The sequence below is a fragment of the Aquibium pacificum genome, assembly GCF_040839445.1.
In the GTDB taxonomy this organism is placed as follows: domain Bacteria; phylum Pseudomonadota; class Alphaproteobacteria; order Rhizobiales; family Rhizobiaceae; genus Aquibium; species Aquibium pacificus.
Genome location: NZ_JBDPGJ010000011.1, coordinates 57516 through 81266, shown reverse-complemented (window position 1 = coordinate 81266; position 23751 = coordinate 57516). Strand labels below are relative to the sequence as shown.

25 protein-coding genes are annotated in these 23751 nt (G+C 64.4%); 14 read left to right on the top strand and 11 right to left on the bottom strand.

Features of this window, described 5'->3' with window-relative positions; all coding sequences use genetic code 11:
* Nucleotides 1–78 precede the first annotated feature (78 nt).
* The 5 genes from ABGN05_RS29210 (at nucleotide 79) to aat (ending at nucleotide 4996) form a co-directional block, all read left to right on the top strand.
* Nucleotides 79–1482: a M48 family metalloprotease gene (locus tag ABGN05_RS29210; RefSeq protein ID WP_367957563.1), complete on the top strand. Its 1404-nt coding sequence runs from the start codon at nucleotides 79–81 to the stop codon at nucleotides 1480–1482.
* Nucleotides 1483–1510: 28 nt separating this feature from the next.
* Nucleotides 1511–2311 (top strand): DsbA family protein, encoded by an 801-nt coding sequence (locus tag ABGN05_RS29205; RefSeq protein WP_367957562.1) that lies wholly within the window; start codon nucleotides 1511–1513, stop codon nucleotides 2309–2311.
* A gap of 240 nt (nucleotides 2312–2551) precedes the next feature.
* Nucleotides 2552–3013, top strand: a complete 462-nt coding sequence (accB, locus tag ABGN05_RS29200) for an acetyl-CoA carboxylase biotin carboxyl carrier protein (RefSeq protein WP_367957561.1) — start codon at nucleotides 2552–2554, stop codon at nucleotides 3011–3013.
* 7 nt (nucleotides 3014–3020) lie between these two features.
* The gene (gene accC, locus ABGN05_RS29195; protein WP_367957560.1) at nucleotides 3021–4364 is read left to right on the top strand and encodes an acetyl-CoA carboxylase biotin carboxylase subunit; all 1344 of its coding nucleotides are present in this window, start codon (nucleotides 3021–3023) and stop codon (nucleotides 4362–4364) included.
* Nucleotides 4365–4378: 14 nt separating this feature from the next.
* Nucleotides 4379–4996, top strand: a complete 618-nt coding sequence (gene aat / locus ABGN05_RS29190; protein WP_367957559.1) for a leucyl/phenylalanyl-tRNA--protein transferase — start codon at nucleotides 4379–4381, stop codon at nucleotides 4994–4996.
* A 4-nt stretch (nucleotides 4997–5000) separates the two neighbouring features.
* On the opposite strand, the gene ABGN05_RS29185 is transcribed toward aat, so the two are convergent.
* Both ABGN05_RS29185 and ABGN05_RS29180 read right to left on the bottom strand, forming a co-directional pair.
* Nucleotides 5001–5501, bottom strand: coding sequence for a DUF2155 domain-containing protein (locus tag ABGN05_RS29185; RefSeq protein WP_367957558.1), 501 nt, complete (start codon nucleotides 5499–5501; stop codon nucleotides 5001–5003).
* 118 nt (nucleotides 5502–5619) lie between these two features.
* Nucleotides 5620–6018 (bottom strand): NADH:ubiquinone oxidoreductase subunit NDUFA12, encoded by a 399-nt coding sequence (locus ABGN05_RS29180; RefSeq protein ID WP_367957557.1) that lies wholly within the window; start codon nucleotides 6016–6018, stop codon nucleotides 5620–5622.
* A gap of 201 nt (nucleotides 6019–6219) precedes the next feature.
* Here ABGN05_RS29180 and ABGN05_RS29175 point away from each other — a divergent pair, with 201 nt between their 5' ends.
* Nucleotides 6220–6963 carry a methyltransferase family protein gene (locus ABGN05_RS29175; protein ID WP_367957556.1) on the top strand — a complete coding sequence of 248 codons (744 nt, stop codon included), beginning with the start codon at nucleotides 6220–6222 and terminating at the stop codon, nucleotides 6961–6963.
* 36 nt (nucleotides 6964–6999) lie between these two features.
* Here ABGN05_RS29175 and ABGN05_RS29170 read toward each other — a convergent pair whose 3' ends face one another.
* Nucleotides 7000–7473, bottom strand: a complete 474-nt coding sequence (locus ABGN05_RS29170) for a GNAT family N-acetyltransferase (RefSeq protein ID WP_367957555.1) — start codon at nucleotides 7471–7473, stop codon at nucleotides 7000–7002.
* A gap of 304 nt (nucleotides 7474–7777) precedes the next feature.
* Here ABGN05_RS29170 and ABGN05_RS29165 point away from each other — a divergent pair, with 304 nt between their 5' ends.
* Nucleotides 7778–8773: a DMT family transporter gene (locus ABGN05_RS29165; protein ID WP_367957554.1), complete on the top strand. Its 996-nt coding sequence runs from the start codon at nucleotides 7778–7780 to the stop codon at nucleotides 8771–8773.
* On the opposite strand, the gene ABGN05_RS29160 is transcribed toward ABGN05_RS29165, so the two are convergent.
* Both ABGN05_RS29160 and gatB read right to left on the bottom strand, forming a co-directional pair.
* Nucleotides 8774–9265 carry a GNAT family N-acetyltransferase gene (locus ABGN05_RS29160; RefSeq protein WP_367957603.1) on the bottom strand — a complete coding sequence of 164 codons (492 nt, stop codon included), beginning with the start codon at nucleotides 9263–9265 and terminating at the stop codon, nucleotides 8774–8776.
* 2 nt (nucleotides 9266–9267) lie between these two features.
* The gene (gene gatB, locus ABGN05_RS29155; protein ID WP_367957553.1) at nucleotides 9268–10767 is read right to left on the bottom strand and encodes an Asp-tRNA(Asn)/Glu-tRNA(Gln) amidotransferase subunit GatB; all 1500 of its coding nucleotides are present in this window, start codon (nucleotides 10765–10767) and stop codon (nucleotides 9268–9270) included.
* Between the two features lie 151 nt (nucleotides 10768–10918).
* Here gatB and ABGN05_RS29150 point away from each other — a divergent pair, with 151 nt between their 5' ends.
* Nucleotides 10919–11176, top strand: a complete 258-nt coding sequence (locus tag ABGN05_RS29150; protein WP_367957552.1) for a DUF6455 family protein — start codon at nucleotides 10919–10921, stop codon at nucleotides 11174–11176.
* Nucleotides 11177–11265: 89 nt separating this feature from the next.
* Here the strand turns inward: ABGN05_RS29150 and ABGN05_RS29145 are convergent, their stop codons facing one another.
* Nucleotides 11266–11697, bottom strand: a complete 432-nt coding sequence (locus ABGN05_RS29145; RefSeq protein ID WP_367957551.1) for a CBS domain-containing protein — start codon at nucleotides 11695–11697, stop codon at nucleotides 11266–11268.
* A 91-nt stretch (nucleotides 11698–11788) separates the two neighbouring features.
* On the bottom strand, nucleotides 11789–12532 hold the full coding sequence (locus tag ABGN05_RS29140) for a rhomboid family intramembrane serine protease (RefSeq protein WP_367957550.1): 744 nt from the start codon (nucleotides 12530–12532) through the stop codon (nucleotides 11789–11791).
* Nucleotides 12533–12909: 377 nt separating this feature from the next.
* Between ABGN05_RS29140 and ABGN05_RS29135 the strand changes: the two genes are divergently transcribed.
* The 3 genes from ABGN05_RS29135 (at nucleotide 12910) to ABGN05_RS29125 (ending at nucleotide 15181) form a co-directional block, all read left to right on the top strand.
* Complete coding sequence (locus ABGN05_RS29135; RefSeq protein WP_367957549.1) at nucleotides 12910–13542, top strand: PAS domain-containing protein; 633 nt, start codon at nucleotides 12910–12912, stop codon at nucleotides 13540–13542.
* Nucleotides 13543–13676: 134 nt separating this feature from the next.
* Nucleotides 13677–14297, top strand: a complete 621-nt coding sequence (locus ABGN05_RS29130) for a PilZ domain-containing protein (RefSeq protein WP_367957548.1) — start codon at nucleotides 13677–13679, stop codon at nucleotides 14295–14297.
* Nucleotides 14298–14584: 287 nt separating this feature from the next.
* Nucleotides 14585–15181, top strand: coding sequence for a transglutaminase-like cysteine peptidase (locus ABGN05_RS29125; protein WP_367957547.1), 597 nt, complete (start codon nucleotides 14585–14587; stop codon nucleotides 15179–15181).
* A 106-nt stretch (nucleotides 15182–15287) separates the two neighbouring features.
* On the opposite strand, the gene ABGN05_RS29120 is transcribed toward ABGN05_RS29125, so the two are convergent.
* Nucleotides 15288–15815: a gamma carbonic anhydrase family protein gene (locus ABGN05_RS29120; protein ID WP_367957546.1), complete on the bottom strand. Its 528-nt coding sequence runs from the start codon at nucleotides 15813–15815 to the stop codon at nucleotides 15288–15290.
* Nucleotides 15816–15843: 28 nt separating this feature from the next.
* Nucleotides 15844–16176: a DUF6949 family protein gene (locus ABGN05_RS29115; protein ID WP_367957545.1), complete on the bottom strand. Its 333-nt coding sequence runs from the start codon at nucleotides 16174–16176 to the stop codon at nucleotides 15844–15846.
* 107 nt (nucleotides 16177–16283) lie between these two features.
* On the opposite strand from ABGN05_RS29115, the gene ABGN05_RS29110 reads away from it, so the two are divergent.
* On the top strand, nucleotides 16284–17015 hold the full coding sequence (locus ABGN05_RS29110; RefSeq protein ID WP_367957544.1) for a hypothetical protein: 732 nt from the start codon (nucleotides 16284–16286) through the stop codon (nucleotides 17013–17015).
* Between the two features lie 12 nt (nucleotides 17016–17027).
* Here ABGN05_RS29110 and ABGN05_RS29105 read toward each other — a convergent pair whose 3' ends face one another.
* Nucleotides 17028–17237, bottom strand: a complete 210-nt coding sequence (locus ABGN05_RS29105; protein WP_367957543.1) for a DUF3126 family protein — start codon at nucleotides 17235–17237, stop codon at nucleotides 17028–17030.
* A 128-nt stretch (nucleotides 17238–17365) separates the two neighbouring features.
* Nucleotides 17366–18184: a serine O-acetyltransferase gene (cysE, locus tag ABGN05_RS29100; protein WP_367957542.1), complete on the bottom strand. Its 819-nt coding sequence runs from the start codon at nucleotides 18182–18184 to the stop codon at nucleotides 17366–17368.
* Between the two features lie 103 nt (nucleotides 18185–18287).
* Between cysE and ABGN05_RS29095 the strand changes: the two genes are divergently transcribed.
* Nucleotides 18288–19094, top strand: a complete 807-nt coding sequence (locus ABGN05_RS29095) for an enoyl-CoA hydratase-related protein (protein WP_367957541.1) — start codon at nucleotides 18288–18290, stop codon at nucleotides 19092–19094.
* Nucleotides 19095–19701: 607 nt separating this feature from the next.
* Nucleotides 19702–23523: a vitamin B12-dependent ribonucleotide reductase gene (locus ABGN05_RS29090; protein WP_367957540.1), complete on the top strand. Its 3822-nt coding sequence runs from the start codon at nucleotides 19702–19704 to the stop codon at nucleotides 23521–23523.
* The last annotated feature ends 228 nt before the right edge of the window (nucleotides 23524–23751 follow it).

Here is a 23751-nt window from a genome sequence, read left to right as displayed (position 1 = left end):
TTGCCATGCGGATCACAAAAGCATGAAAAAGGCAGCCACGCCTTCCACCGCTCGACAAGCTCGTCTACGAGTTGCGCAATGTCGCCATTCCTGAAATCGATCTCGCAGTTCGTCGGCCGCCCCTTGCGCGGAGTAGCCACATCGCTGGCTGTTCTGCAACTGGTGGCCGGAGCGACGATCGCCGCCCACGCCCAGCAGAGATCGCTGCCGGTCGTGCGCGACGCCGAAATCGAGACCTTGCTGCGCGACTATGCCAAGCCCATCTTCGCCGCAGCGGGGCTGCAGAACGCCGGCGTCGACATCGTGCTCGTCAACGACCCCAGCTTCAACGCCTTCGTCGCCGGCCGCCGCATGTTCATCAACACCGGCGCCCTTCTGACGGCGGAGACGCCCAGCGAAATCATCGGCGTCATCGCCCACGAGGCGGGCCATCTGGCCGGCGGTCATCAGGAACGGCTGCGCGACCAGTTGGCCCGCGCCCAGACGATGGCGGTAGTGGCGACGCTGCTCGGCCTCGGAGCGACCGTCGGCGGGGCGCTCGCCAACAATGGCGGCATCGCGCAATCGGGCGCCGGCATCGCCATGGGCGGAGCGGAGATCGCGCGGCGCAGCCTGCTCGGCTACCAGCGAACCGAGGAACTGGCCGCCGACCGATCCGCGTTGGAATATCTGCGCAAGACGAACCAATCGGCCGAGGGCATGCTGAAGACCTTCAGCCGCTTCGCCAGCGCGCTCGCCCTTTCGGGCGCGCGGGTAGACCCATACCAGGTCAGCCACCCGATGCCGCGCGAACGTATCGCCAATCTCGAAGTGGTGGCGCGCGAGAGTCCCTATTTCGACAGCAAGGATCCAGCGACGCTGCAGGCACGCCACGACCTGATGCGCGCCAAGATCGCGGCGTACACGGAAGGACCTTCCGCCACCGCGCGGCTCTTCCGGTACGATCCGGTCGGTTTGCCGGCGCGGTACGCCGATGTCGTCAACACGCACCTGCGCGGCAGCCCGACGAATGCCTTGTCCAAGGTCGACGCGCTTCTGAAGGATTACCCCAAGAACCCGTATTTCCACGAGATGCGCGGCGAGATCCTGATGCGCGCCAACAAGCCGTCGGAAGCCGCAAAAGCCTATTCCACGGCCCTATCGCTCTCCCCCGGCAAGCAAGAACTCATCCAGATCCAGCGCGGCAAGGCCCTGATCGCGACCGGCGATGATGCAGCCATACGCCAGGCGGTGAAGGAAATCCGGGAGGCGCTGCGCCGCGACGGCGACAATCCAGACGCCTACTTCCACCTTGCGCAAGCCTACGGCCGCCTCGGAGACGTGGCGGAGGCCGAACTCGCGACCGCGGAAGCGCACTTCTATTCCGCCTCGTACAAGGAAGCGCGCATCTTCGCCGCGCGGGCGCAGCAGAAATTCAAGACGGGCGCCCCGGGTTGGGTCCGCGCCCAGGACATCATCAACATGAAGCCGCCTCGCAAATGACGGGCAGCGTCGGTCGGAAAGGGTGACCATGAGGAAGTTTCTCGGTTTCAGCGTTGGGAGGTTCGCCGTCGCGGCGGCAATCCTCGTCCTCGGCTCCGTCCCGGGTCCGCAATCCGTCATCGCGGCGGAAACGGCGGCGAACGCACCCGCCCCCATCGACCGCGCAGCTATCGAGGCGATCATCCGCGACTACCTCCTTTCCAACCCGGAAGTGCTGCTCGAAGCGCAGGCAGCGCTCGAGGCCAAGCAGAAGGAAGAGCAGCGCGTCGCACAGCTGGAGACGATCCGGAGCGCGAACGAGCACATCTTCTCGTCCGAGCACGACGGCATCTACGGGAATCCCGAGGCGAAATACACGCTGGTCGAGTTCTTCGACTACAATTGCGGCTACTGCAAACGGGCGATGGGCGACATGCTTGCCATGACGGAAGCCAATCCGGACGTGCGCTTCGTGCTGAAGGAATTCCCCATCCTGGGGCCTGACTCGATGAAGGCGCACGTGGTCTCGATGGCCTTTCACAAGCTGATGCCCGAAAAATACGGCGAGTTCCACGCCGAACTCCTCGGCGGCGCCGCCAAGGCGGACGAAGACAGTGCGATGAAAATCGCCCTGTCGCTCGGTGCCGACGAAGCGGCTTTGCGCGAAGCCATGAAGGACCCCGCCATCAACGAAACGTTCAGCCAGACCTACGAACTGGCGAACCAGCTCGGCATCTCGGGCACGCCTTCCTACGTAGTGGGCGAGGAAGTGATTTACGGCGCGCTTGGCCGGCAAGTGCTGGAGGAGAAGGTCGCCAATCTCGGTCAATGCGGCGAGGCGACCTGCTGAAGCGCCTCGCGCCACATGCGGACGCTCCGAAGGCTGTGCAGAGCGCAAGATAGGCACTTGCACACTTTCGCTTGCGTCCTATGGCTACTATAGAGGGTCCCGCCGTGTCATAGCAGGCGCGCATGGCTCCTGCGAGCCTCGCAGCCGGCGTACCACGTGCGGTTCGCACCCTGGCCGGAAAAGCCCATCCGGCGGCTTTGCGGACTGCGGCGCGACAAGTTTGGAAGGAACGAACGTTCGATGGCGACAAAGCACCCCGTCGTGGACCAGCAGCTCATTCGAGATCTCGCAGGCATCCTGAACGAGACGAACCTCTCGGAAATCGAGGTCGAGCAGGGCGATCTTCGCGTGCGGGTTTCGCGCCAGAACGGGCCGGTCCACGCGTACTCGGCGGCGCCGCAGTACCAGGAACACCCGTCCGGCGCGTCGCAGCCCGCGCCGGTCGCGACGGCACCGGCGCCGCCTTCCGACAAGATCGTCCCCTCGCCCATGGTCGGAACGGCCTATGCGGCCCCCTCGCCCGGCTCGCCGCCCTTCGTGGAGATCGGCCAGAAGGTGAGGGAGGGGCAGACGTTGCTCATCATCGAGGCGATGAAGACGATGAACCAGATTCCGTCACCGCGCGCGGGCACCGTCACGCAGATCCTGTTCGAGGACACCCAGCCGGTCGAATATGGCGAACCGCTCGTCGTGATCGAGTAGGGGCCGCATGTTCCAGAAGATCCTCATCGCCAATCGCGGGGAAATCGCCCTAAGAGTGCTTCGCGCGGCAAAGGAACTCGGCATTCAGACGGTCGCCGTGCATTCGACCGCCGACGCCGACGCCATGCATGTGCGCCTCGCCGACGAGAGCGTGTGCATCGGACCTCCGCCCTCGCGCGACAGCTACCTCAACATCCACCAGATCGTCGCGGCCTGCGAGATCACCGGCGCGGACGCCATCCATCCGGGCTACGGCTTCCTGTCCGAGAACTCCCGGTTCGCCGACATCCTGGCCGCACACAACATCACCTTCATCGGCCCCTCCGGCGACCACATCCGCATCATGGGCGACAAGATCGAGGCCAAACGCACCGCCAAGCGGCTCGGCATTCCCGTCGTGCCGGGTTCCGAGGGTGCGGTGACCGAAGAGAAGGACGCCAAGCGCATCGCGGCCGAGATCGGCTATCCGGTCATCATCAAGGCCTCGGCAGGCGGCGGCGGGCGCGGCATGAAGGTCGCGCGCACCGAGGACGATCTCGTGGTGGCGCTTGCCACCGCGCGTTCGGAAGCGGGCGCGGCCTTCGGCGACGACGCGGTCTACATCGAGAAGTATCTGGAGAAGCCGCGCCACATCGAGGTGCAGGTCATGGGAGACGGGCGGGGCGGCGGCATCCATCTCGGCGAGCGCGACTGTTCGCTCCAGCGCCGCCATCAGAAGGTCTGGGAAGAGGCCAATTCGCCCGCCCTCAACGCGGAAGAACGCGCGCGCATCGGCAGCATCTGTGCCAACGCCATCGCCGACCTCGGCTATTCGGGCGCCGGCACGATCGAATTCCTCTACGAGAACGGCGAATTCTTCTTCATCGAGATGAACACGCGCCTGCAGGTCGAGCATCCCGTGACGGAGGCAATCACGGGAATCGATCTCGTACACGAGCAGATCCGCGTCGCGTCCGGCGGCGGTCTGTCGGTGAAGCAGGAGGACGTGAGGTTCCAGGGGCACGCCATCGAGTGCCGCATCAATGCAGAGGATCCGCGCACCTTCACGCCTTCACCCGGCACGATCACCCATTTCCACACCCCGGGCGGTCTCGGGATCCGCGTGGATTCGGCGGTCTATTCCGGCTATCGAATTCCCCCCTACTACGACAGCCTGATCGGCAAGCTGATCGTGCACGGCCGCAACCGCGTCGAATGCATGATGCGGCTGAGGCGCGCGTTGGACGAGTTCGTCGTGGACGGCATCAATACGACGCTGCCGCTGTTCAGAGACCTCGTCGGCAACAGCGACATCGCCAATGGCGACTACGACATCCACTGGCTCGAAAAGTACCTGGCGGCCAAGGACTGACCGAAGGTTCCGCGATGGAGCGCCCCTTCGCACCCGGCTACCGCATTCCGCCGGATCTCTTGCTCAAGGCATACTCCACGGGCGTCTTTCCGATGGCCGAGAGCGCCGACGACCCGGAAGTCTTCTGGGTCCGGCCCGAAATCCGGGGCATCATCCCGCTCGACGGTTTCCACGTGCCGAAGAGCCTGCGCAAGACCCTGCGCAAGGGCCACCTCGCGATCGATTTCGACCGCGATTTCGACGCCGTCATCGCCGGTTGCGCGGAGGCGAGGCAGGGCCGCCCCAGCACCTGGATCAACGCACCGATCCGCGAGGCCTACGCCCAACTCTTCGAACGCGGCCACTGCCACACGGTCGAGGCGCGGTCGGGGGAGCGTCTCGTCGGAGGCCTCTACGGCGTGACGCTGGGACGGACATTCTTCGGTGAGAGCATGTTCTCGCGCGAACCCGACGCCTCAAAGGTCTGCCTCGTGGCGCTGGTCGAGCGCCTGCGCGAACGCGGCTTCATCCTCCTCGACACGCAGTTCACGACCGAGCACCTGAAGCGCTTCGGCGCCATGGACGTGCCACGGCGCCGGTACGAGAGGATGCTGGCGGCGGCGATCGAGGGAGAGGCGACGTTCAGCCCCTAAGCCCTCAGTCCGCGCTCGCGGCCTCCGGTGCCGGTACTTCGGACTCCTGCTTGCACTCCTTCAGCCAGACGTCATAGACGGCGTGCTCGACGGCGTTGAGGCCGGGGCTTTCGGCGAACATCCAGCCCGAGAAGATGCGCCTGATCTTGCGGTCGAGGGTGATCTCGTCGACCTCCACGAAGGAATCCGTCTTCGCTTCCGCAGTGTCGGGGCTGGAATAGCAGACCCGCGGCGTCACCTGGAGGGCGCCGAACTGGACCGTCTCGTCGACGTAGACGTCGAAATTGATGATGCGCCCGGTGATCTTGTCGATCCCGGTGAACTCGGCGACGGGATTGGTGATCCGCGCGGGCGGAGCCGGTTCGGCCGCCGGCTCGCTCTCGGACGAGGCGGGGAAGTTCTCCTGAATGGTGATCGACTGGGCCGGCGCGGCGGCCGTCAGGACCGATACGATCGCAACACAGCCGAGCGAACGCAGCAGGGACGAGAATGCCGTCTGTGTCATGAGCCTTCGACCGTATCCTCTGCGCCACGTTTGCGAGGGCCGCCATGATGGCCCCGCCCGATCAATATCCGGTTAACCAAGGATTGTGGCAACAACAGACCCGCCGGTACGCGCTGCGTCAGCCGCCGGGCGTCCAGGCATCGTAGTCGCCGGTTACGTGGGGCCGGTCGCCTGGGCGCAGCACCGAACCCTTCGGGCGATAGGCCTTCCAGGTGCCGGTGTGGTTCGGCTCGTGCGGCTTCTGCCACTCGTGCGGCTTGTAGTCCTCCGCCGTCGGAGGCGTGTCGATGCGGTGATGCATCCAGCCGTACCAGCCCGGCGGGATTCGCGTCGCTTCCGAGAGGCCGTTGTAGATCACCCAGCGGCGCGCGCGGCCTTCGGAGTCCGTGCCGCCCTGGTAGTACATGTTGCCCTCTTCGTCCTTGCCGACGAAGGTTCCCTTGCGCCAGGTGTGGAGGCGCGTGCCGAGCGTCTGGCCGTGCCACCAGGTGAACAGCTGCAGGAGAAAGTTCTTCATCGGATACCTCGCGGGGGCATGCGGGCCTTATGGCGTCGGGCGAAAGCGAACGCAAGGGGCGCGTCGCGCGGCCTCTGCAAAGCCGTCCCTCCAATGCGACGAAAAGTCTCCCTCATTGTCGATGAACATCAATGTTCCGCCCCAGTCGCGCCGCTATTGAGGCCAATCTGCTCGATTGCAGCATCTGTGAGGGATACGCGCATGGTTTCCGATCTCCTGGCCCGACAGGGAAACTGGCTCTTCAGGTGGCGGAGCTACTTCCTGCTCGGCCTTGCTCCGCTGTTCCTCATCGCCCTCTCCAAGCCGGAGGTCGTCGAGGTCGAATTCGGATCCTTTTTCGACTCCGTCTTCGAGGGCGCTTGCATCGCGTTCGCCTTCGCCGGGCTCGCGGTCAGGGGCTTCACCGTCGGCTACGTTCCGGGCGGCACGTCCGGGCGCAACACCCGCGGACAGCTTGCCGAAACGCTCAACACCACCGGGCTCTATTCGCTGACCCGCAACCCTCTGTACCTCGGCAACGCGGTCATCTACATGGCGATCGCCGCCTTTACCCAGGATGTCTTCGTGTTCGTCATCATGGGCCTTTTCCTATGGCTCTATCTGGAGCGCATCATCGCGGCCGAGGAAGCGTTTCTCGCGGAGAAGTTCGGCAAACCCTACCTTGCCTGGGCCTCGCAGACTCCCGTCTTCCTGCCGCGCCTTACGGGCTGGCGCGCGCCGGTCCTCCCATTCTCGGTTCGCAACGTCCTGCGCAGGGAATATTCGGGGTTCTTCGCAATCGTGGCATCGTTCTTCATCATCGACCAGTTGCACGAGTACCTGACGGAACACCCCGAACACATCGACCTGGCATGGGCGCTCACGCTCGCGGGCGGAGCGGTACTCTACCTTTTCCTGCGAACCCTGAAGAAGCGCACACGGCTCCTCGACGTGGCCGGCCGTTAGCTCTCGGCCTCAGGCGAACTGCGTACAGCCCGCCTTTCAGTCGAGCTTCATCTTGAAGCCGTAGTGGCTGCGCGCAAAGCCCAGCCGCTCGTAGAAGCGGTGCGCGGCCTCGCGATCCCTGTTCGAGGAGAGCTGCACGAGGCCCGCGCCGGCCTGTCGCGCAATTTTGATCGCGGCCCGCATCATGGTGGCTCCTATCCCCCGCCCGCGCATGTCGGCACGGGTCTGCACCGCCTCGATCGTCATGACGAGACGCCCCCGTCCCGTCACCATCGGCGTCAGCGTCGTCTGGAACGTTCCGACGATCTCGCCGCCGAGTTCGGCCACGTAGAGGGAGTCGCAGGGGCTGGCCGATATCCTGCGGAACGCCGCGAGATAGGAGGGATAGGCCGATTCGTCGACCGTATCGCCGTGGCCGCCAATGGAATCGGCGGCAAAGAGCGCTACCAGCGAGCGTATGTCTTCCTCCCGTGCCTCCCGGATCAGGGGGACATCAGACGCCTGTTTCAATTTCCGCTTCTCCGGCTATTGTGCGCCCGACTCTCCGGGCCGCCCCGGCTCTAGCTGCAAGTACGAGGAAATTCGAGATGGCTTCGCGCGTCGCATTCGCCGCCCTGGCGATGCCGACCTATTCTTCCGGCGCGCGCGCAGGCGCAGGGTCCGGTCGGCAACGCCTTCGTCGAAGCTGCGGAGGTCAGTTGCGACGCGAGCTTCAACGAACTTCCGATCGAATGCGCGGCGGTGCGCGTGTGTGATCCCCGGGGCGCGGAGACAGACATGCAATGAACTCCGCAAGTCTCACGGCAGCGTCGGCGTGACCGGCCGCGGGGATGCCGCGCCGGGCGCCGACGGCCGATTCGGCGCCAACATTGCCGGCATCTTATGCGCGATGGGCGCCGCGACGGCCTTTTCCCTGAACGACGTCGCCATCAAGTGGCTGTCGGGCGACTATCCCCTGCACGAGATCACGTTCTTCCGCAGCCTCTTCGCGATCTGCATCACGCTCGCAGTCTTCGTGCCGCTCGAGGGATCCTACCGGAACCTGCTCACCAAGCGCCTGCGGTTTCATACGCTGCGCGGCGCGATCGTGGTTACCGCGAACATGGCCTTCTACACCGGCCTGGCGACCCTGCCGCTTGGCGAGGCGACGGCGATCTACTTCGTCGCGCCGCTGTTCATCACGGCGCTTTCGGTGCTGCTGCTTGGCGAAACGGTCGGTCCGCGCCGCTGGGTCGCCGTGCTGGTCGGGTTGGCGGGCGTCGTCATCATCATCCGTCCGGGCGGCTCGGCCTTCCAGTATGCGGCTCTCCTGCCGCTCTTCTCGGCATTCTTCTATGCCCTGCTCCAGATCACGACGCGCAAGATCGGCGTGACGGAGAAGGCCTCGACGCTGACCTTCTACCTGAACTTCATCTTCATCCTTTTTTCGGGCACGATCGGGCTGGTGTTCGGCGACGGCCGATTCAGCGGCTCCGGCAACGCCAATCTCGAGTTCCTGCTGCGCGCCTGGATATGGCCGCCGACATCCGACTTCCTCCTGCTCGCCGGCATCGGCGTCCTCGGCTCGATCGGCGGCTATCTCGTCAGCCAGGCCTATCGGATCTCGCAGGCTGGGCTCATCGCGCCATTCGAATACGTCGCCATGCCGCTCGCAATCCTCTGGAGCATCGCGCTCTGGGGCGACTGGCCGGACGCGATCGCCTGGCTCGGCATCGTTCTGATCGCTGGCGCGGGACTTTTCGTCTTCCTGAGGGAAATGGCGCTCGGCAATCCCCTGCGCTGGAAGGCTGCCCTGCGCCGGGGGCGGTGATCAGACGAGCTTGCGTTCGAAGATCAGCGCCGGGATGCCCGAATCCTGCCTGCCGCAGTTCTGCGTGCTGCCCGCTTCGACGAACCCTTCCGCCGTGTAGAAGCCGATCGCTCGGGCGTTCGCCGCCTCCACCTCGAGCCGGACGGTGTCCGCATCGGGAAAGCTGTCGATGATCTCGTCGAGCAGCATGCCGCCTATGCCGCGGCCTTGGCGGCCCTGGCGCACGTAGAGCTGGTGCAACACCACCGTCTTGCCTTCATCGGAAGCGCTGGCGAAGGCCATTCCGGCGATCTCGGACCCGTCGTCGGCGACGATGAATTCGGCGTCCAGGCGGTCGAGCCGCGCCTTAAGCGAAGCGAGCGCGTGCCAGTCGTCGTTGATGGCGGCCACGCGGTCCGCCCCGTAGATGGCATCGTAGGTCGCGTGCCAGGTCTCCACCAAGAGATCGCGGATAGCCGGCAGGTCGAGGACGCCTGCGGTGCGGACGAACATGCTCACTCGACCCCGAGCTTTTCCTTCACCAGCGCATTGACCGCCTGGGGATTGGCCTTGCCGCCGGTGGCCTTCATCACCTGGCCGACGAACCAGCCGGCCATGCTCGGCTTCGCCTTCGCCTGTTCGACCTTGTCCGGGTTGGCCGAAATGACCTCGTCCACCGCCTTCTCGATCGCGCCGGTGTCGGTAACCTGCTTCATGCCGCGGCTCTCGACCAGCGCGCGCGGGTCCCCGCCCTCGTTCCACACGAGTTCGAAGAGGTCCTTGGCGATCTTGCCGGAGATCGTGCCCTCCCGGATCAGGTCGATGATCGCGCCGAGCTGGGCGGCCGAAACCGGAGTCGCTTCAATATCCTTGCCGGATTTGTTCAAGGCTCCCAGGAGGTCGTTGATGACCCAGTTCGCCGCCGTCTTGCCGTCGCGGCCCGCTGCGACCTTCTCGAAGAAGTCGGCCGTCGCCTTCTCGGCCACCAGCACGGAGGCGTCGTAGGCCGACAGCCCCATCTCCTTGACGAAGCGCTGCTTCTTCTGGTCGGGAAGCTCGGGCAGGCCTTCGGCGAGCGCATCGACATAGGCCTGGTCGAACTCCAGCGGCAAGAGATCAGGATCGGGGAAATAGCGGTAGTCGTGCGCCTCTTCCTTGGAGCGCATCGAACGCGTCTCCCCCTTCACGGGGTCGAAGAGCCGAGTTTCCTGGTCGATCGTGCCGCCGTCCTCGATGATCGCGATCTGGCGCCGTGCTTCGGATTCGATCGCCTGGCCGATAAAACGGATCGAGTTGACGTTCTTTATCTCGCAGCGCGTGCCGAACTCGCCGCCGGGCTTGCGCACCGAGACGTTGACGTCGGCGCGCAGCGAGCCCTCGTCCATGTTGCCGTCGCAAGTGCCGAGGTAGCGCATGATGGTGCGCAGCTTGGTCACGTAGGCCCTTGCCTCGTCGGCGGAGCGGATGTCGGGCTTCGACACGATCTCCATCAGCGCGACGCCCGAGCGGTTCAGGTCGACATAGGACATGGTCGGGTGCTGGTCGTGCAGGGATTTCCCCGCGTCCTGTTCCAGATGGAGACGTTCGATCCCAACCTCGATGTCCTCGAAATTGCCCTGGCGGTCCGGACCGACCGAAACCACCACCTTGCCCTCGCCGACGATCGGCTGCTTGTACTGCGAGATCTGGTAGCCCTGCGGCAGGTCGGGATAGAAATAGTTCTTCCGGTCGAACACAGAGCGGAGGTTGATCTGCGCCTTCAGCCCCAGCCCGGTGCGGATCGCCTGTTTCACGCACTCCTCGTTGATCACCGGCAGCATGCCGGGCATGGCCGCGTCGACCAGGCTGACGTTTGCGTTGGGCGCGGCGCCGAAGTCGGTCGAGGCGCCAGAGAAGAGCTTGGAGTTCGAGGTCACCTGCGCGTGCACCTCCAGCCCGACGATGATCTCCCAATCGCCGGTCGCGCCGGAAATCAGCCGCTTCGGATCGGGCGTGCGCGTGTCGATGATGCTCATTGCGGCTCGAAAACCTCGAAAATCGGGACTTGGCCGTTGGCTAGAACAATCCCTGCGGCGTGGCAAGGCTTGCCGCGCTTGATCCATGTCAAGGCGTGCGGTCGCCGACGGATCGATATTTGTTTTCAGATTCTCGCGGAGGCACAGCGTCATGGGATACTTCAATATTCTCGACCGCATTTCGAACCGGGCCGATCTCATGGAGCGCATGATGCGCAAGCTCGACGTGCGCGAGGCGGTGACGCAAATGCCGGATGCGCCGTCGGTCATGCGCAACGCCACGTTCCGCTGCCTCTCGTGCGGCCACGCGGAGGAATGCGCCTCCTGGCTCGACAAGGCCGCCGCTCCGGCGCATGCCCCCGGCTACTGCCGCAACCGCGAACTCTTCGATTTCGTCGCCGACGCGTAGCCTCAATCCACGCTTTCCATAGGTGGAGGCGCGAAAGGTGGCGGCCGTGGAGCGGCCACCAGATTCGCAGCCTCAGTCGAGCTTCCGCGCTATGCAGTAGCGATGTAGTTGCGGATTTCCTGCGCCTCGTGCTCGACCTCCTCGATGCGCTTCTTGACAACGTCGCCGATCGAGATGATGCCGACGAGCTTGCCGTCGCGTTCCACTGGTAGGTGCCGGAAGCGCCCGGCGGTCATGATTTCCATCACCTCGTTGATCGTGTTCTCCTCGTGACAGACCTTCACCTTCGAGGTCATCGCCGAAGAGAGCGGCTTCTCAAGCATGGAAGGTCCCTCCGCGCTCAGCATGCGCACGATGTCGCGCTCGGAAAGGATGCCGCCTATGCGGCCTCCTCCCCTGGTGACGACGATGGCGCCGATGCGCTTTTCCGCCAGGAGCTCCACTGCCTGCGCGAGCGAACTCTCCGGATCGATGGTGACGACGTCATTCCCCTTTTCGGCGAGAATGTTCTTGACGAGCATGTACGTCCTCCTTCCGCGGCCATTCGGCGTCTCACCCCCGCCTGCCGCTGAACTGCATCGTGCTATCGGAATCGGTCCAATGCAAGAAGGATCAGGACCGTCTCGTTCTGCGGTCGAACAGGCGGATGCCAAGGAAACCCGCGAGGAAGCCGCCAATATGCGCCTCCCATGCGATCATGCCGTCGGCTCCCGGAATCCCGCTGGCGAGCCCTGTCGCGAGGTTCACGATCATCCACACCGCGAGGAAGGTGACGACCGCCCGGGACCGGAAAGTCTCGACGATCGACAGCAGCGGTCCCGAAAAGGTCGACGTGCCCCTGCCGCGTTCGGTCCTGAAGCCGAAACGGGCGGCAGCGCCCATCATGCCGGAGATCGCGCCCGATGCTCCGACCAGCGGCGCCTGGCTGTCCATGTGCAGCACGTAGTGCAGCCCTACGGCCGCCAGCGAGGTCGCGCACCAGAAAAGGACGAACCGCCCTGCCCCCAGCCGCGTCGCGAGCGGCGATCCGAAGGCCGCCAGCCAGATCATGTTGATGGCGAGATGCGCCACGCTGCCATGGAGGAGCGAATAGGTAAGGGGGCTCGTCACCGCCCATATCTCGAACAGATACTGACCGGAGTAGCGGACGGGAATGAATGCCCCCGCGATGATCAACTCGAGATCCTGCTGCGGCGACAGCACGTAGAGCCGCACGAGGTGGATGGCCACGCAGGCGGCGATGAAGGCGAGCACGACGCGGGGAATATTGAAGGCCGGCTCACGCCTTTGCGGCGGCGGCGGCGGCCCGTCCGGCTCGTGGCGTCCGGTCGTGTCTTCGAGTGGATTGGCTGTCACTTTCGATGCTCCGGTCTGGCCGCCATATAGGGCCGGCAAGGCGGATGCTCCAATGCCCGACGGACATGCAAAGCGTTAAGAAAAAAAGCCGCCCAGGGTTTCCCCTGGACGGCCGGCCGAGTCCCTACCCAAATCCCCGAGCTAGTCCCAAGCCGAAATTCTGCTTTGAAACAGTGACTTCTGGAGTCCACTTCTTCTCTCACGGCTTGCGCTTGGGATCAATCGAAAGGTTTCGTTAACCTTAACGGCTCCGAGCCGTGAACAATCGTTAATGAGGCTGGCATGCAACCTGCTCAGTCCTGCATGTAGCACACCGGAGGTCGCCCCGTTGTGCGCAGTTGAGACAAAAAAGCGAATGCAGGCATGAGTGGGGACGTATGAAACAGACATCGACGGTCGCCCTGTTCCAGTACTGGGACAGGTTGCGCAACGGACGAACGGCACCGAAGAGGACGGAGATCGAGCCGGCCGACATCAAGACGATGCTGGCCGACACGTTCATCCTGGAACGGGACCTGCGTGGGGACGCGGTCTTCCGTCTGGCCGGGACGCGGCTGTGCGCCGCCTTCGGGCGCGAGCTGAAGGGTTTCGCCTTCGCATCTCTCTTTGGTCATGCCGACCAGGGCATGGCGGCCGAACTCGCGCGGGGCGGGTTCTCGAAGAAGTCCGTTTCGGTCGCCATAGTCCAGGGTATGACGAAGCAGGGCCGATCGCTGGAATTCGAACTCCTGCTCCTGCCGCTGGACGGCGGTACCGAAAATCCGCGCGCCCTCGGGTCGATCTGTCCGTTCGAGAAGCCCTACTGGCTCGGCGCCGATCCCGTGGTGGAGTGCTCGATCGCGACCACCAGGGTGGTCGATCCCGACAACGAGGCGCGCTTCCTTCCGCCCGAAGCGGTCGTGGCGGCCCCTCCCCTCGTGCCGACCGACGAAAGCCTTTCTTCGCATGAGGGCACGCGGCGGCGCCGGTTCCGCCATCTCGTGGTCATCGAGGGTGGCCGAGGCGGGTGACGCGTCTTGCCTAACGAACCGTTTCTTTTCGTGCAATCGGGGCTTGCGGCTTACCGACTGTTAACTCATGCGGCGATAGAGTGATGGTAGCCCTTCTCGGCCAGGCACAGCGGAACAGGTAGGCGATCATCGAGATGACGTTAGCGGCGACAGATATCACGCCGTCCAGGGCCGAGCGGCGCTATTTCCAGCGCGTGCGCGTCAAGATCTACGGGCGCTTCATGCTGGAAGATCGCACGGAGCACCCTTGCCAGGTCATTGACATGTCGCCGGGCAACGCCCTGCTTCGTGCCGACCGCATGGGCGAACTCGGCGAGAAGGTCATCGCCTATATCGACCACATCGGACGGATCGAAGGCGTCGTCACACGGCAGGTCGAGGACGGCTTCGCAATGACGATCATTGCGTCCGACCGCAAGAAGGACAAGCTTGCCGCACAACTGACCTGGCTTGCCAACAAGCACGAACTCGACCTGCCCGAGGATCGCCGCCACGAGCGCGTATCACCGCGCAACCCGGTGAGCGAGCTGCACCTTATGGATGGCCGCCAGTACCAGTGCCGTATCGTCGATCTCTCGCTCTCGGGAGCCGCCGTTGAGATCGACGTGAAACCGGCACTCGGAACGCCCGTAACCCTGGGCACGATGCGCGGTCGCGTTGTCCGTCACTTCGAGGACGGCGTGGCCGTCGAATTCGCATCCCTCCAGCGTCCCGACACGCTCGAGACGGAATTCAGTTCCTCCACGCATCCCTAGGCGCCGCGCCATCATCACGCGACCGTTGCTGCGACAGCCGCGGGATGCGGGCGCGCGCTCATTCCACCCTCTGAACGCCTCACGCCGCTGCCGCGGCGGCCTTCCCGCGCCCCTTCCCGGCGCGCCATATGCACTTTCGTACAATTTTACACAATTTCTATTCTATTTTTATTCTTGTTTCAATCAGATCAAAACAGGTCTTTACTTAAATCTGAGCGCCCTGCTTCGCGTCAAATAAATCCGTATCTGCCATTCTACTCTCGGAACGGGGAGAAGAGGCGATGGGAATGCGGGGACACAAGCTGGCGCTCTGGACGGCGGCCCTATGGATTGCGGGAAGCTTCGGTGCCACAGCGAGCGAGCCATTCATGGCCACCGGTGGCCGCACCACCCAACCGGTCGGCCACTACGAGTTCTGCCGCCGGCTACCGGACGAATGCGCCGTCCGCACGGAGCGCCTACATCCGGTGGAACTGACCCGGAAGCTCTGGAAGGACATCGTTCAGGTCAACCATGCCGTCAATACGTCGGTTGCACCCCGCACGGACTACGAGATGTGGGGCCGCGAGGAATACTGGTCCTATCCCGAGACCGTCGGCGACTGCGAGGACTACGTGCTCGAGAAGCGGCGGCGGCTGATGCAGGCGGGCGTGCCCGCTTCCAATCTCCTGGTCACCGTCGTGCGCCAACCGAATGGTGACGGCCATGCCGTGCTGACCGTCGAGACGCATCTCGGCGACTTCGTCCTCGACAATCTCGAACCGCTCGTCCTGCCATGGGCCGAGACCAACTACAGTTTCCTGAAACGCCAGTCGTCCCGCAACTCGGGCGAGTGGGTTTCCATCCAGGACGGGCGCAGCACATCCGTCGCCAGCGTCCAGTAGACAGAGAGGTTCCCGGTCGAGTCCCCACCCTCCCCGTCCCCAACGACCGGGCACACGGAGCCGGCCCTTTGTCCCCAGGGCCGGCTCCACCTTTTTCAAGGCATCGTCAGGCCGCAGTCAGGCCCTTCAGGAAACGTCGCCCGTTCTCGACGTAATGCGCGGCCGACCAGCGCAGCAGTTCCACCGCCTTATCGTCGAGTTGCCGTATCGCCTTCGCCGGCGAGCCCACGATCAGCGAACGCGGCGGGAACACCTTTCCCTCGGTCACGAGCGCCCCGGCCCCGACCAGCGAGTCTTCCGCGATACGGGCACCGTTGAGCACGATGGCGCCCATGCCTATCAGGCTGTTGTCACCGACGGTGCAGCCATGCAGCAGGGCACGGTGGCCGATGGTGCATCCCTTCCCGACCCGGAGCGGAAATCCGATGTCGGTGTGCATGACCGTGTGTTCCTGCACATTGCTGTCCTCGCCGATCTCGATCGCCTCGTTGTCGCCGCGCAGCACGGCCCCGAACCAGATGCCGGCATTGCGTCCAAGCCTGACCTTGCCGATCAGCGTCGCGTCCGGTGCGATCCAGTTCGATTGCCGGTCGTCGAACTGCGGAGTATTCCCGTCGATTGCATAGATCGGCATGCCGCCATTCTCCCGTCTTCCGTGAATGTCAGGCCTTAAAGAGCAGATCGGACAGGAAGAATGCAACGTCCAGCACGACGATGCCGGTCAGAAAGACCCATGTGAGGGAAAGCAGCACGCAGCTGAACAGGGAGGGAACGCCGATCCTTCGCGCGCGCAAGGCCGTCGCCGCCTCGTTGACCAGCATGAAGGGTCCGGAAATGGCCGTCATCCAGAGCGACCGAAACATGTGTTGTCGCGAGACGAAGGGATCGGCGAAGGCGAGCCTGCGGCCGCCCCATATCTCGAGCACGGTCCCGCCCAGGCCGGAGAACACGAGGCCGGAGAGGAACACGAAGGAGACCAGCCAGACACCCGCCATTTTTACCGTCCCTTTACCATAGCAGTCCCAAGGTCATGCGACTCGCAAGATCCATGCCGCCGGACCGTCCCGGTTCGGCACTCGCAAAACCGCTCGGGAAAGCCAAGTTGCCGACAGCCGCTTCCGACACGCAATCCACAGCCGCTTTCGGCGAAGGCTTCATTTTGAAGGTGTTCGCGGTCTTTGCCGCGATGGCCGTCCTGTCAGCCCTGATCAGCATCGGCGGCAAGTATGCCGGACGCTCCATCGCGCTCGGCGGCCACACCGAGGACCAGACGCTGCGCGAGATCGTGATCGGCAACAACGTCCTTGTCGTGCCGGCCAATGCCATCCGCTTCGAGAACGAGAGACGGCACGGCGTCGCGGCGGGGCTGCACCTCTACCTGAAATGGCCGGAGATGAAGGGGTATCGAGCCGACCTGCGCGACGACTTCAACCATGCGGGCGGCGCCCGCAACATCCTGTTCCTGTCGTTCGAGCCGAGGATGATGTCGCGCGACATGAGCGGACGGCTGGAGCCGATCTACAGATCGCTCATCCGCTCCCCCGGCAAGGCGGGATCGGCGGGACTGACGAACTACGAATTCATCGAAAAATCAGGCTATATGAACGAGATGCTGGTCGTCGGTCCGGATGAGACTGGTGCCGGGACTTTCGTGGCGCGCTGCCTGACGGGGGCGGTTGCGGAAAAGTCGCTGGCCGACTGCGAACGCGACGTCTTCGTCGGCGACGATCTCGCACTGGTCTACCGCTTTCCCTCAAGTCTGCTCGCGGCCTGGAGGAGGATCGATGCCGCCGTCCTGGCCTACTCGAAAGCCACGATCAAGACCGGCACCTGATCGGGGCCGGCCTTACTGCAGATCGACGTCCAGGATTGCCATCGAGAAGTTGTAGGAAAGCTCGCCTTCTTCCTCATCCTTGAAGATGATGCCGAGGAACTCGTCACCGACGTAGAGTTCGCAGGAATCGTCCTTGCGCGGGCGCGCCTTCACCTGGAGCGTGGGGTTCTGGAACGTGCGTTTGAAATAGGCGTCTAGCTTCCTGATCTCTTCGGCTTTCAATCGACGTCTCCCGGTCGCTGGGGCTGGCGCGGCGTCGGGCCGCATTGGCGGCGCTTCTGGCACGCGCAGTTCGACGATGTAAACCCCAAACGCCCCGAAAGGCTCCGTCCGAACTTTCCGCCCGCGGATCAGTCCTCGCTGGAAAGCAGTTGGTCCATCGCGCGAGATGGCTCGTCGCATCCGGCTTCGCCGACGATCCGCGCCGGAACGCCGGCCACCGTCTTGTTGTTGGGCACCGGCTTCAGGACGACCGAGCCAGCCGCCACCTTGCTGCAATGGCCGATCTCGATATTGCCGAGAATCTTTGCACCCGTGCCGATCAGCACTCCACGCCGGATTTTGGGGTGGCGATCCCCGGTCACCTTGCCGGTCCCGCCCAGGGTCACGCCGTTCAGGATCGACACGTTGTCTTCCACGACCGCCGTCTCGCCGATCACCAGATCGGTGGCATGGTCGATGAAGATGCCCTTGCCCAGCTTCGCGGCCGGATTGATATCGGTCTGGAAGATGGCCGACGAACGGCTCTGCAGGTAGAGTGCGAAGTCCCGGCGTCCCTCGTTCCAGAGCCAGTGCGCCAGGCGATGCGTCTGGATGGCGTGAAAGCCCTTGAAATAGAGCACCGGCATGATGAACCGGTCGCAGGCAGGGTCGCGGTCGTAGTAGGCCTGGATGTCGACCCGGACGATCGCGCTCCACCCGGGATTGGCCCGATGCATGGTCTCGAAGGTCTGCCCGATCAAATTGGCGGGCAGGTCGTTGTGCCCGAGTCGCTCGGCGATACGGTGGATGACCGCGCCTTCGAGCGTATCGTGGTTGAGAATGGTCGAATAAAGAAAGGCGGCCATCAGCGGGTCACGCTGGACGGCTGCCTCGGCCTCCTGGCGGACCGAATCCCAGATGGGATCGACGGGATGGATCTCGCTGGACCGGATGCTGCGTGTGCTCATGCCTTCGCTCCCTTGGCGCCCGGCTTGTCGAGGCGCGGAACTTACGCCAGAACCGCTTGCCATAGAACCGCAATTTCCTCAACGCTTCTTCAATTGGATTGAAATGGCCGAGAATCAAGCCGCCCTGGATCGCCGGATCGCGGTACATCGCGACGATAACGGTGTCGTTACCGTCACGATCGACAGGCCGGAGAAGAAAAACGCGCTGACGTTCGACATGTGGCGTGCACTGGCCGAGGCGATCCTGGCATATGGCGGAGATACGGCGACGCGGGCGATCGTCCTTCGCGGCGCCGGCCGCGACTTTTCCGCCGGAGCCGACATCGGCGAATTTTCCGAGTTGCGCGGCGACGCCGCCACCGCGCGCCGCTACGAGGCGGCGAATTCGGCGGCCTTCGCGGCCATACGCAATGCGCACGTTCCCACCATCGCGGCGATCTCGGGCATCTGCTTCGGCGGCGGCCTGGGCATCGCGGCCGCCTGCGACATCAGGATCGCCACGGAAGACGCGCTGTTTTGCGTCCCCGCGGCACGGCTCGGCCTCGCCTATCCGGTCGACGCCATGCAGGACATCGTGCATTCCGCCGGCATACAGATGGCGTGCTATCTCGCCTACTCGACCGACCGCCTCGGCGCGGTGGACGCGAAGCGGGCGGGTTTCCTGCTCGAAACGGTCGGCGATCTCGCGCAACTCGAAGCACGCGCCGCGGAGATCGCCGGCAACATCGCCCGCAACGCTCCGCTTTCGGTGCGAGCGTCGAAGGCCGCGATCCGCGCGGTCCTGTCGAGAGAGCCGGCCGACGTCGAACAGGCCCTGGAACTCGGCAACCTCACCTTCGGCAGCGACGACTACCGCGAAGGCCGCGAAGCCTTCCGGCAGAAACGCCCGCCGCGCTTCGAAGGCAGATAGCACCGCAGGACCGCCCCGGGCATGCCTTCCGGATCGGCAAGCGTCCGAATTGCCGCATCCCCGCTATCCACACCCAAGCCCACAACATCTAGCGTCACGAAGCTGTCGCGAAACGAATCCTTGACGCTTCGGGACGAGTCGGTTTTTGTTGGCCATGCGCTCGCGTTTCGAGGGCGCGGCCGGTGCGTCAGAGGCCGGTCAATTTTCCTGATTTTGGTGCGTCGGGTCCGTTTTCCGCCTGTTGCGAGGCTGGCGGGAGGGTGGCCTTGCTGCCTGTATCGAGGCGATGAGGGGCGAATTTTAGAGGTGGCGTAAATCTCCTGTTAACACTATATTTAGTGTTTGCGCCCACCCTTGGTACTAGATACGGTGATCTCCGCTTCCAGAGCGAGAATCGTATCAAGCGTAACATCGGGACCCGCGAGGGTTCGTCGGAGGCTGGGACGGCGCGAGAGTAGAGGCGGTGTCCATGTCGATCAGGCGACAAATCGCGCAAGGAGAGCCGGGCGTCCTCATGGGGGCCCGGATGCGGCGGACATTTGCCTTCGAAACGGCCATGGATGGCCTGTGGAAAAGGCTCTATATTTAGGGATCAGAGGGACAACAGATGCGCATCGAACGGCGGTTCACGAAGGAAAGTCATGGCGAGCGGGCGGCCTATGCGGAGATCGACTTCCGCAAGGCAGTCAGCGAGATCCGCAACCCGGACGGCTCGATCGTATTCCGCCTGGCCGACATCGACGTCCCGGCGCAGTTCAGCCAGGTCGCGACCGACGTGCTGGCACAGAAATATTTCCGCAAGGCTGGTGTCCCCGCTCGCCTGAAGAAGGTCGAGGAGACCTCCGTCCCTTCCTTCCTGTGGCGTTCCGTCGCCGACGAGGCCGAACTCGCCAAGCTCCCCGAGAACGAGCGCTACGTCTCCGAGACCGACGCCCGCCAGGTCTTCGACCGTCTCGCCGGCACCTGGACCTACTGGGGCTGGAAGGGCGGCTATTTCGCCTCCGAGGACGACGCGCGCGCCTTCCGTGACGAACTCGCCTACATGCTGGCCACCCAGCGCGTCGCGCCCAACTCGCCGCAGTGGTTCAACACCGGCCTGCACTGGGCTTACGGCATCGACGGCCCCGGCCAGGGCCACTATTACGTCGACCCGTTCACCGGCAAGCTGACCAAGTCGAAGTCGGCTTACGAGCATCCGCAGCCGCATGCCTGCTTCATCCAGTCGGTCGCCGACGACCTCGTCAACGAGGGCGGCATCATGGACCTGTGGGTGCGCGAGGCACGCCTGTTCAAGTACGGCTCGGGCACTGGCTCCAACTTCTCCCACCTGCGCGGAGAGGGCGAAAAGCTGTCGGGCGGCGGCAGGTCGTCGGGATTGATGAGCTTCCTCAAGATCGGCGACCGGGCAGCCGGCGCGATCAAGTCCGGTGGCACGACGCGGCGCGCGGCCAAGATGGTCGTGGTCGACATCGACCATCCCGACATCGAGGACTACATCGACTGGAAGGTGAAGGAGGAGCAGAAGGTCGCCTCGCTCGTCACCGGATCGAAAATTGTCAAGAAGCACATGACCGCCGTCATGAAGGCCTGCATCAACTGCGAAGGGCCGGACGGCGATTGCTACGACCCCAACCGCAACCCGGCGCTGAAGCGCGCAGTCAAGGACGCCAAGCGGGACGGCGTGCCGGAAAACTACGTCCAGCGCGTCATCCAGTTCGCCCGCCAGGGCTACACGGCCATCGAGTTCAAGACCTACGACACGGACTGGGATTCGGAAGCCTACCTTACGGTCTCGGGCCAGAACTCCAACAACTCCGTCTCGCTCAAGGACGACTTCCTGCGCGCGGTGGAGACCGACGGCGACTGGAACCTGACCGCCCGCAAGGACGGCAAGGTGATGAAGACGCTGAAGGCCCGCGACCTGTGGGAGAAGATCGGCTACGCCGCCTGGGCGTCCGCCGATCCGGGCCTGCACTTCAACACCACGATGAACGACTGGCACACCTGCGCGTCGGCCGGCGCCATCCGCGCGTCGAACCCGTGCTCGGAGTACATGTTCCTCGACGACACGGCCTGCAACCTCGCCTCCATCAACCTGCTGCCCTACCGGCAGCATGGCGGCGACATCGACATCGCGGCCTACGAGCACACGGTGCGGCTGTGGACCATCGTGCTCGAGATCTCGGTCATGATGGCGCAGTTCCCCTCCAAGGAGATCGCACGGCTTTCCTACGAATACCGCACGCTCGGCCTCGGCTATGCCAACATCGGCGGGTTGCTGATGACGTCGGGCATTCCCTATGATTCCGCCGAGGGCCGCGCCATCTGCGCAGCGCTCACCGCGATCATGACCGGCGTCGCCTACGCCACCTCGGCCGAGATGGCCGGCGAACTCGGCGCTTTCCCCGACTACGACCGCAATGCGGGCAACATGCTGCGCGTGATGCGCAACCACCGCCGCGCCGCCTATGGCGAACGCGACGGCTACGAGAAGCTGTCGGTCCACCCCGTCCCGCTCGTCGCCTCCGACCTCACCCAGCCCGCGCTGGTCGAGCACGCGAAAGCCGCCTGGGACCGCGCCATCGAGCTCGGCGAGGAGCACGGCTACCGCAACGCCCAGGCGACCGTCGTCGCGCCGACCGGCACGATCGGCCTCGTCATGGACTGCGACACCACCGGGATCGAGCCCGACTTCGCGCTGGTGAAGTTCAAGAAGCTCGCCGGCGGCGGCTACTTCAAGATCATCAACCGCGCGGTTCCGGAGGCGCTGCGCACGCTGGGCTACTCGGAGGCGCAGATCGCCGAGATCGAGGCCTATGCCGTCGGCCATGGCAACCTGAATCAGGCTCCGGCCGTAAACCCTTCATCGCTCAAGGCAAAAGGCTTCACCGACGACAAGATCGCGGTGCTCAACGGCGCGCTGAAGAGTGCCTTCGACATCAAGTTCGTCTTCAACCAGTGGACGCTCGGCGCCGACTGGGTGAAGGAGACCTTCGGCTTTACCGACGAGCAGCTCTCCGACGTCTCCTTCGAGATGCTCGCCGCGCTCGGCTTTTCCCGCAAGGACATCGAGGCCGCCAACATCCACGTCTGCGGGGCGATGACGCTGGAAGGCGCGCCGCACCTCAAGGCCGAGCACCTGCCCGTCTTCGACTGCGCCAATCCCTGCGGCAAGGTCGGCAAGCGCTTCCTGTCGGTCGACAGCCACATCCGCATGATGGCCGCCGCGCAGCCCTTCATTTCGGGCGCCATCTCCAAGACGATCAATATGCCCAACGACGCGACCGTCGAGGATTGCAAGTCGGCCTACATGCTCTCCTGGAAGCTGGCGCTGAAGGCCAACGCGCTCTACCGCGACGGCTCCAAGCTCTCGCAGCCGCTCAATTCCTCGCTGATCGCCGACGAGGACGACGAGGAGGATCTGGTCGACGAACTGGTCGCGGCCCCCACCGCCGCACGCGCGGCGATCGTCACGGAGAAGATCGTCGAGCGCGTGGTCGAGCGGCTCTACCGCGACCGTGAAAAGCTGCCCAACCGCCGCAAGGGCTACACCCAGAAGGCCGTGGTCGGCGGGCACAAGGTCTACCTGCGCACCGGCGAGTTCGACGACGGGCGGCTCGGCGAGATCTTCATCGACATGCACAAGGAGGGCGCCGCCTTCCGGGCGATGATGAATAACTTCGCCATCGCGATCTCGCTCGGCCTGCAATACGGCGTGCCGCTGGAAGAGTATGTCGAGGCGTTCACGTTCACGAAGTTCGAGCCGGCCGGCATGGTGCAGGGCAACGATGCCATCAAGAACGCCACGTCGATCCTCGACTACGTGTTCCGGGAACTCGCCGTCTCCTACCTGTCGCGCCACGACCTCGCGCATGTCGACATGTCCGACTTCTCCAACACCGCGCTCGGCAAGGGGATTTCGGAAGGCAAGTCGACGCCCTTCTCCAAGGGCCTGATGCGCGGCGCCTCGCCGCTCAAGGTGGTATCGGGCTCCGGCTCCGACCCCAAGGGTTCTGCCGCCGCCGCCCCACAGCCGGCGCGCTCGGCCCCGACCGCCTTTTCGGGCTCCAACGTCAGGGCGATCTCGTCGGCCGCCGCCACCGTCACTGCCCTGAAGCCCGCCGTCTCCGAACTGCGCCAGGAGGCGGTCGCCTTCAAGCGCGACTACGAGGAGCGGGCGAAGGAACTGGCCGAGGACCTGGCATTCGAGGAAACCGCCAACGCGGCATCCGCCACCGGCGAACTCTTCACCGATGCCGCGGCCAAGGAAGCCGCCGAAGCCAAGGCGCTCGCCGCCGAACGCCGCGCCAAGGCGGTCATGCAAGGCTACACCGGCAACATGTGCTCGGAGTGCCAGAACTTCACCATGGTGCGGAACGGGACCTGCGAGAAGTGCGACACGTGCGGAAGCACGAGCGGGTGTAGTTGAGGGGGAGAACGGCAACGTTCCGCCCGCGCAACCCGCGCGGGCGCCGAGTAGCGACGGCACCCCTGCCTTCGTCATCCCAGGGCCGAGCAGCCGCGATGCGGCGTCGCGCAGACCCTGGGATTCATGCCCGAGCATACCGTCAGCTTGAGGCGCTGCAGGGAACCGCCCTCTCCGCCACCTTACCCGTCACCGCCTCTCAGGCATGGATCCTCGGCTCTCCTTCCGCTG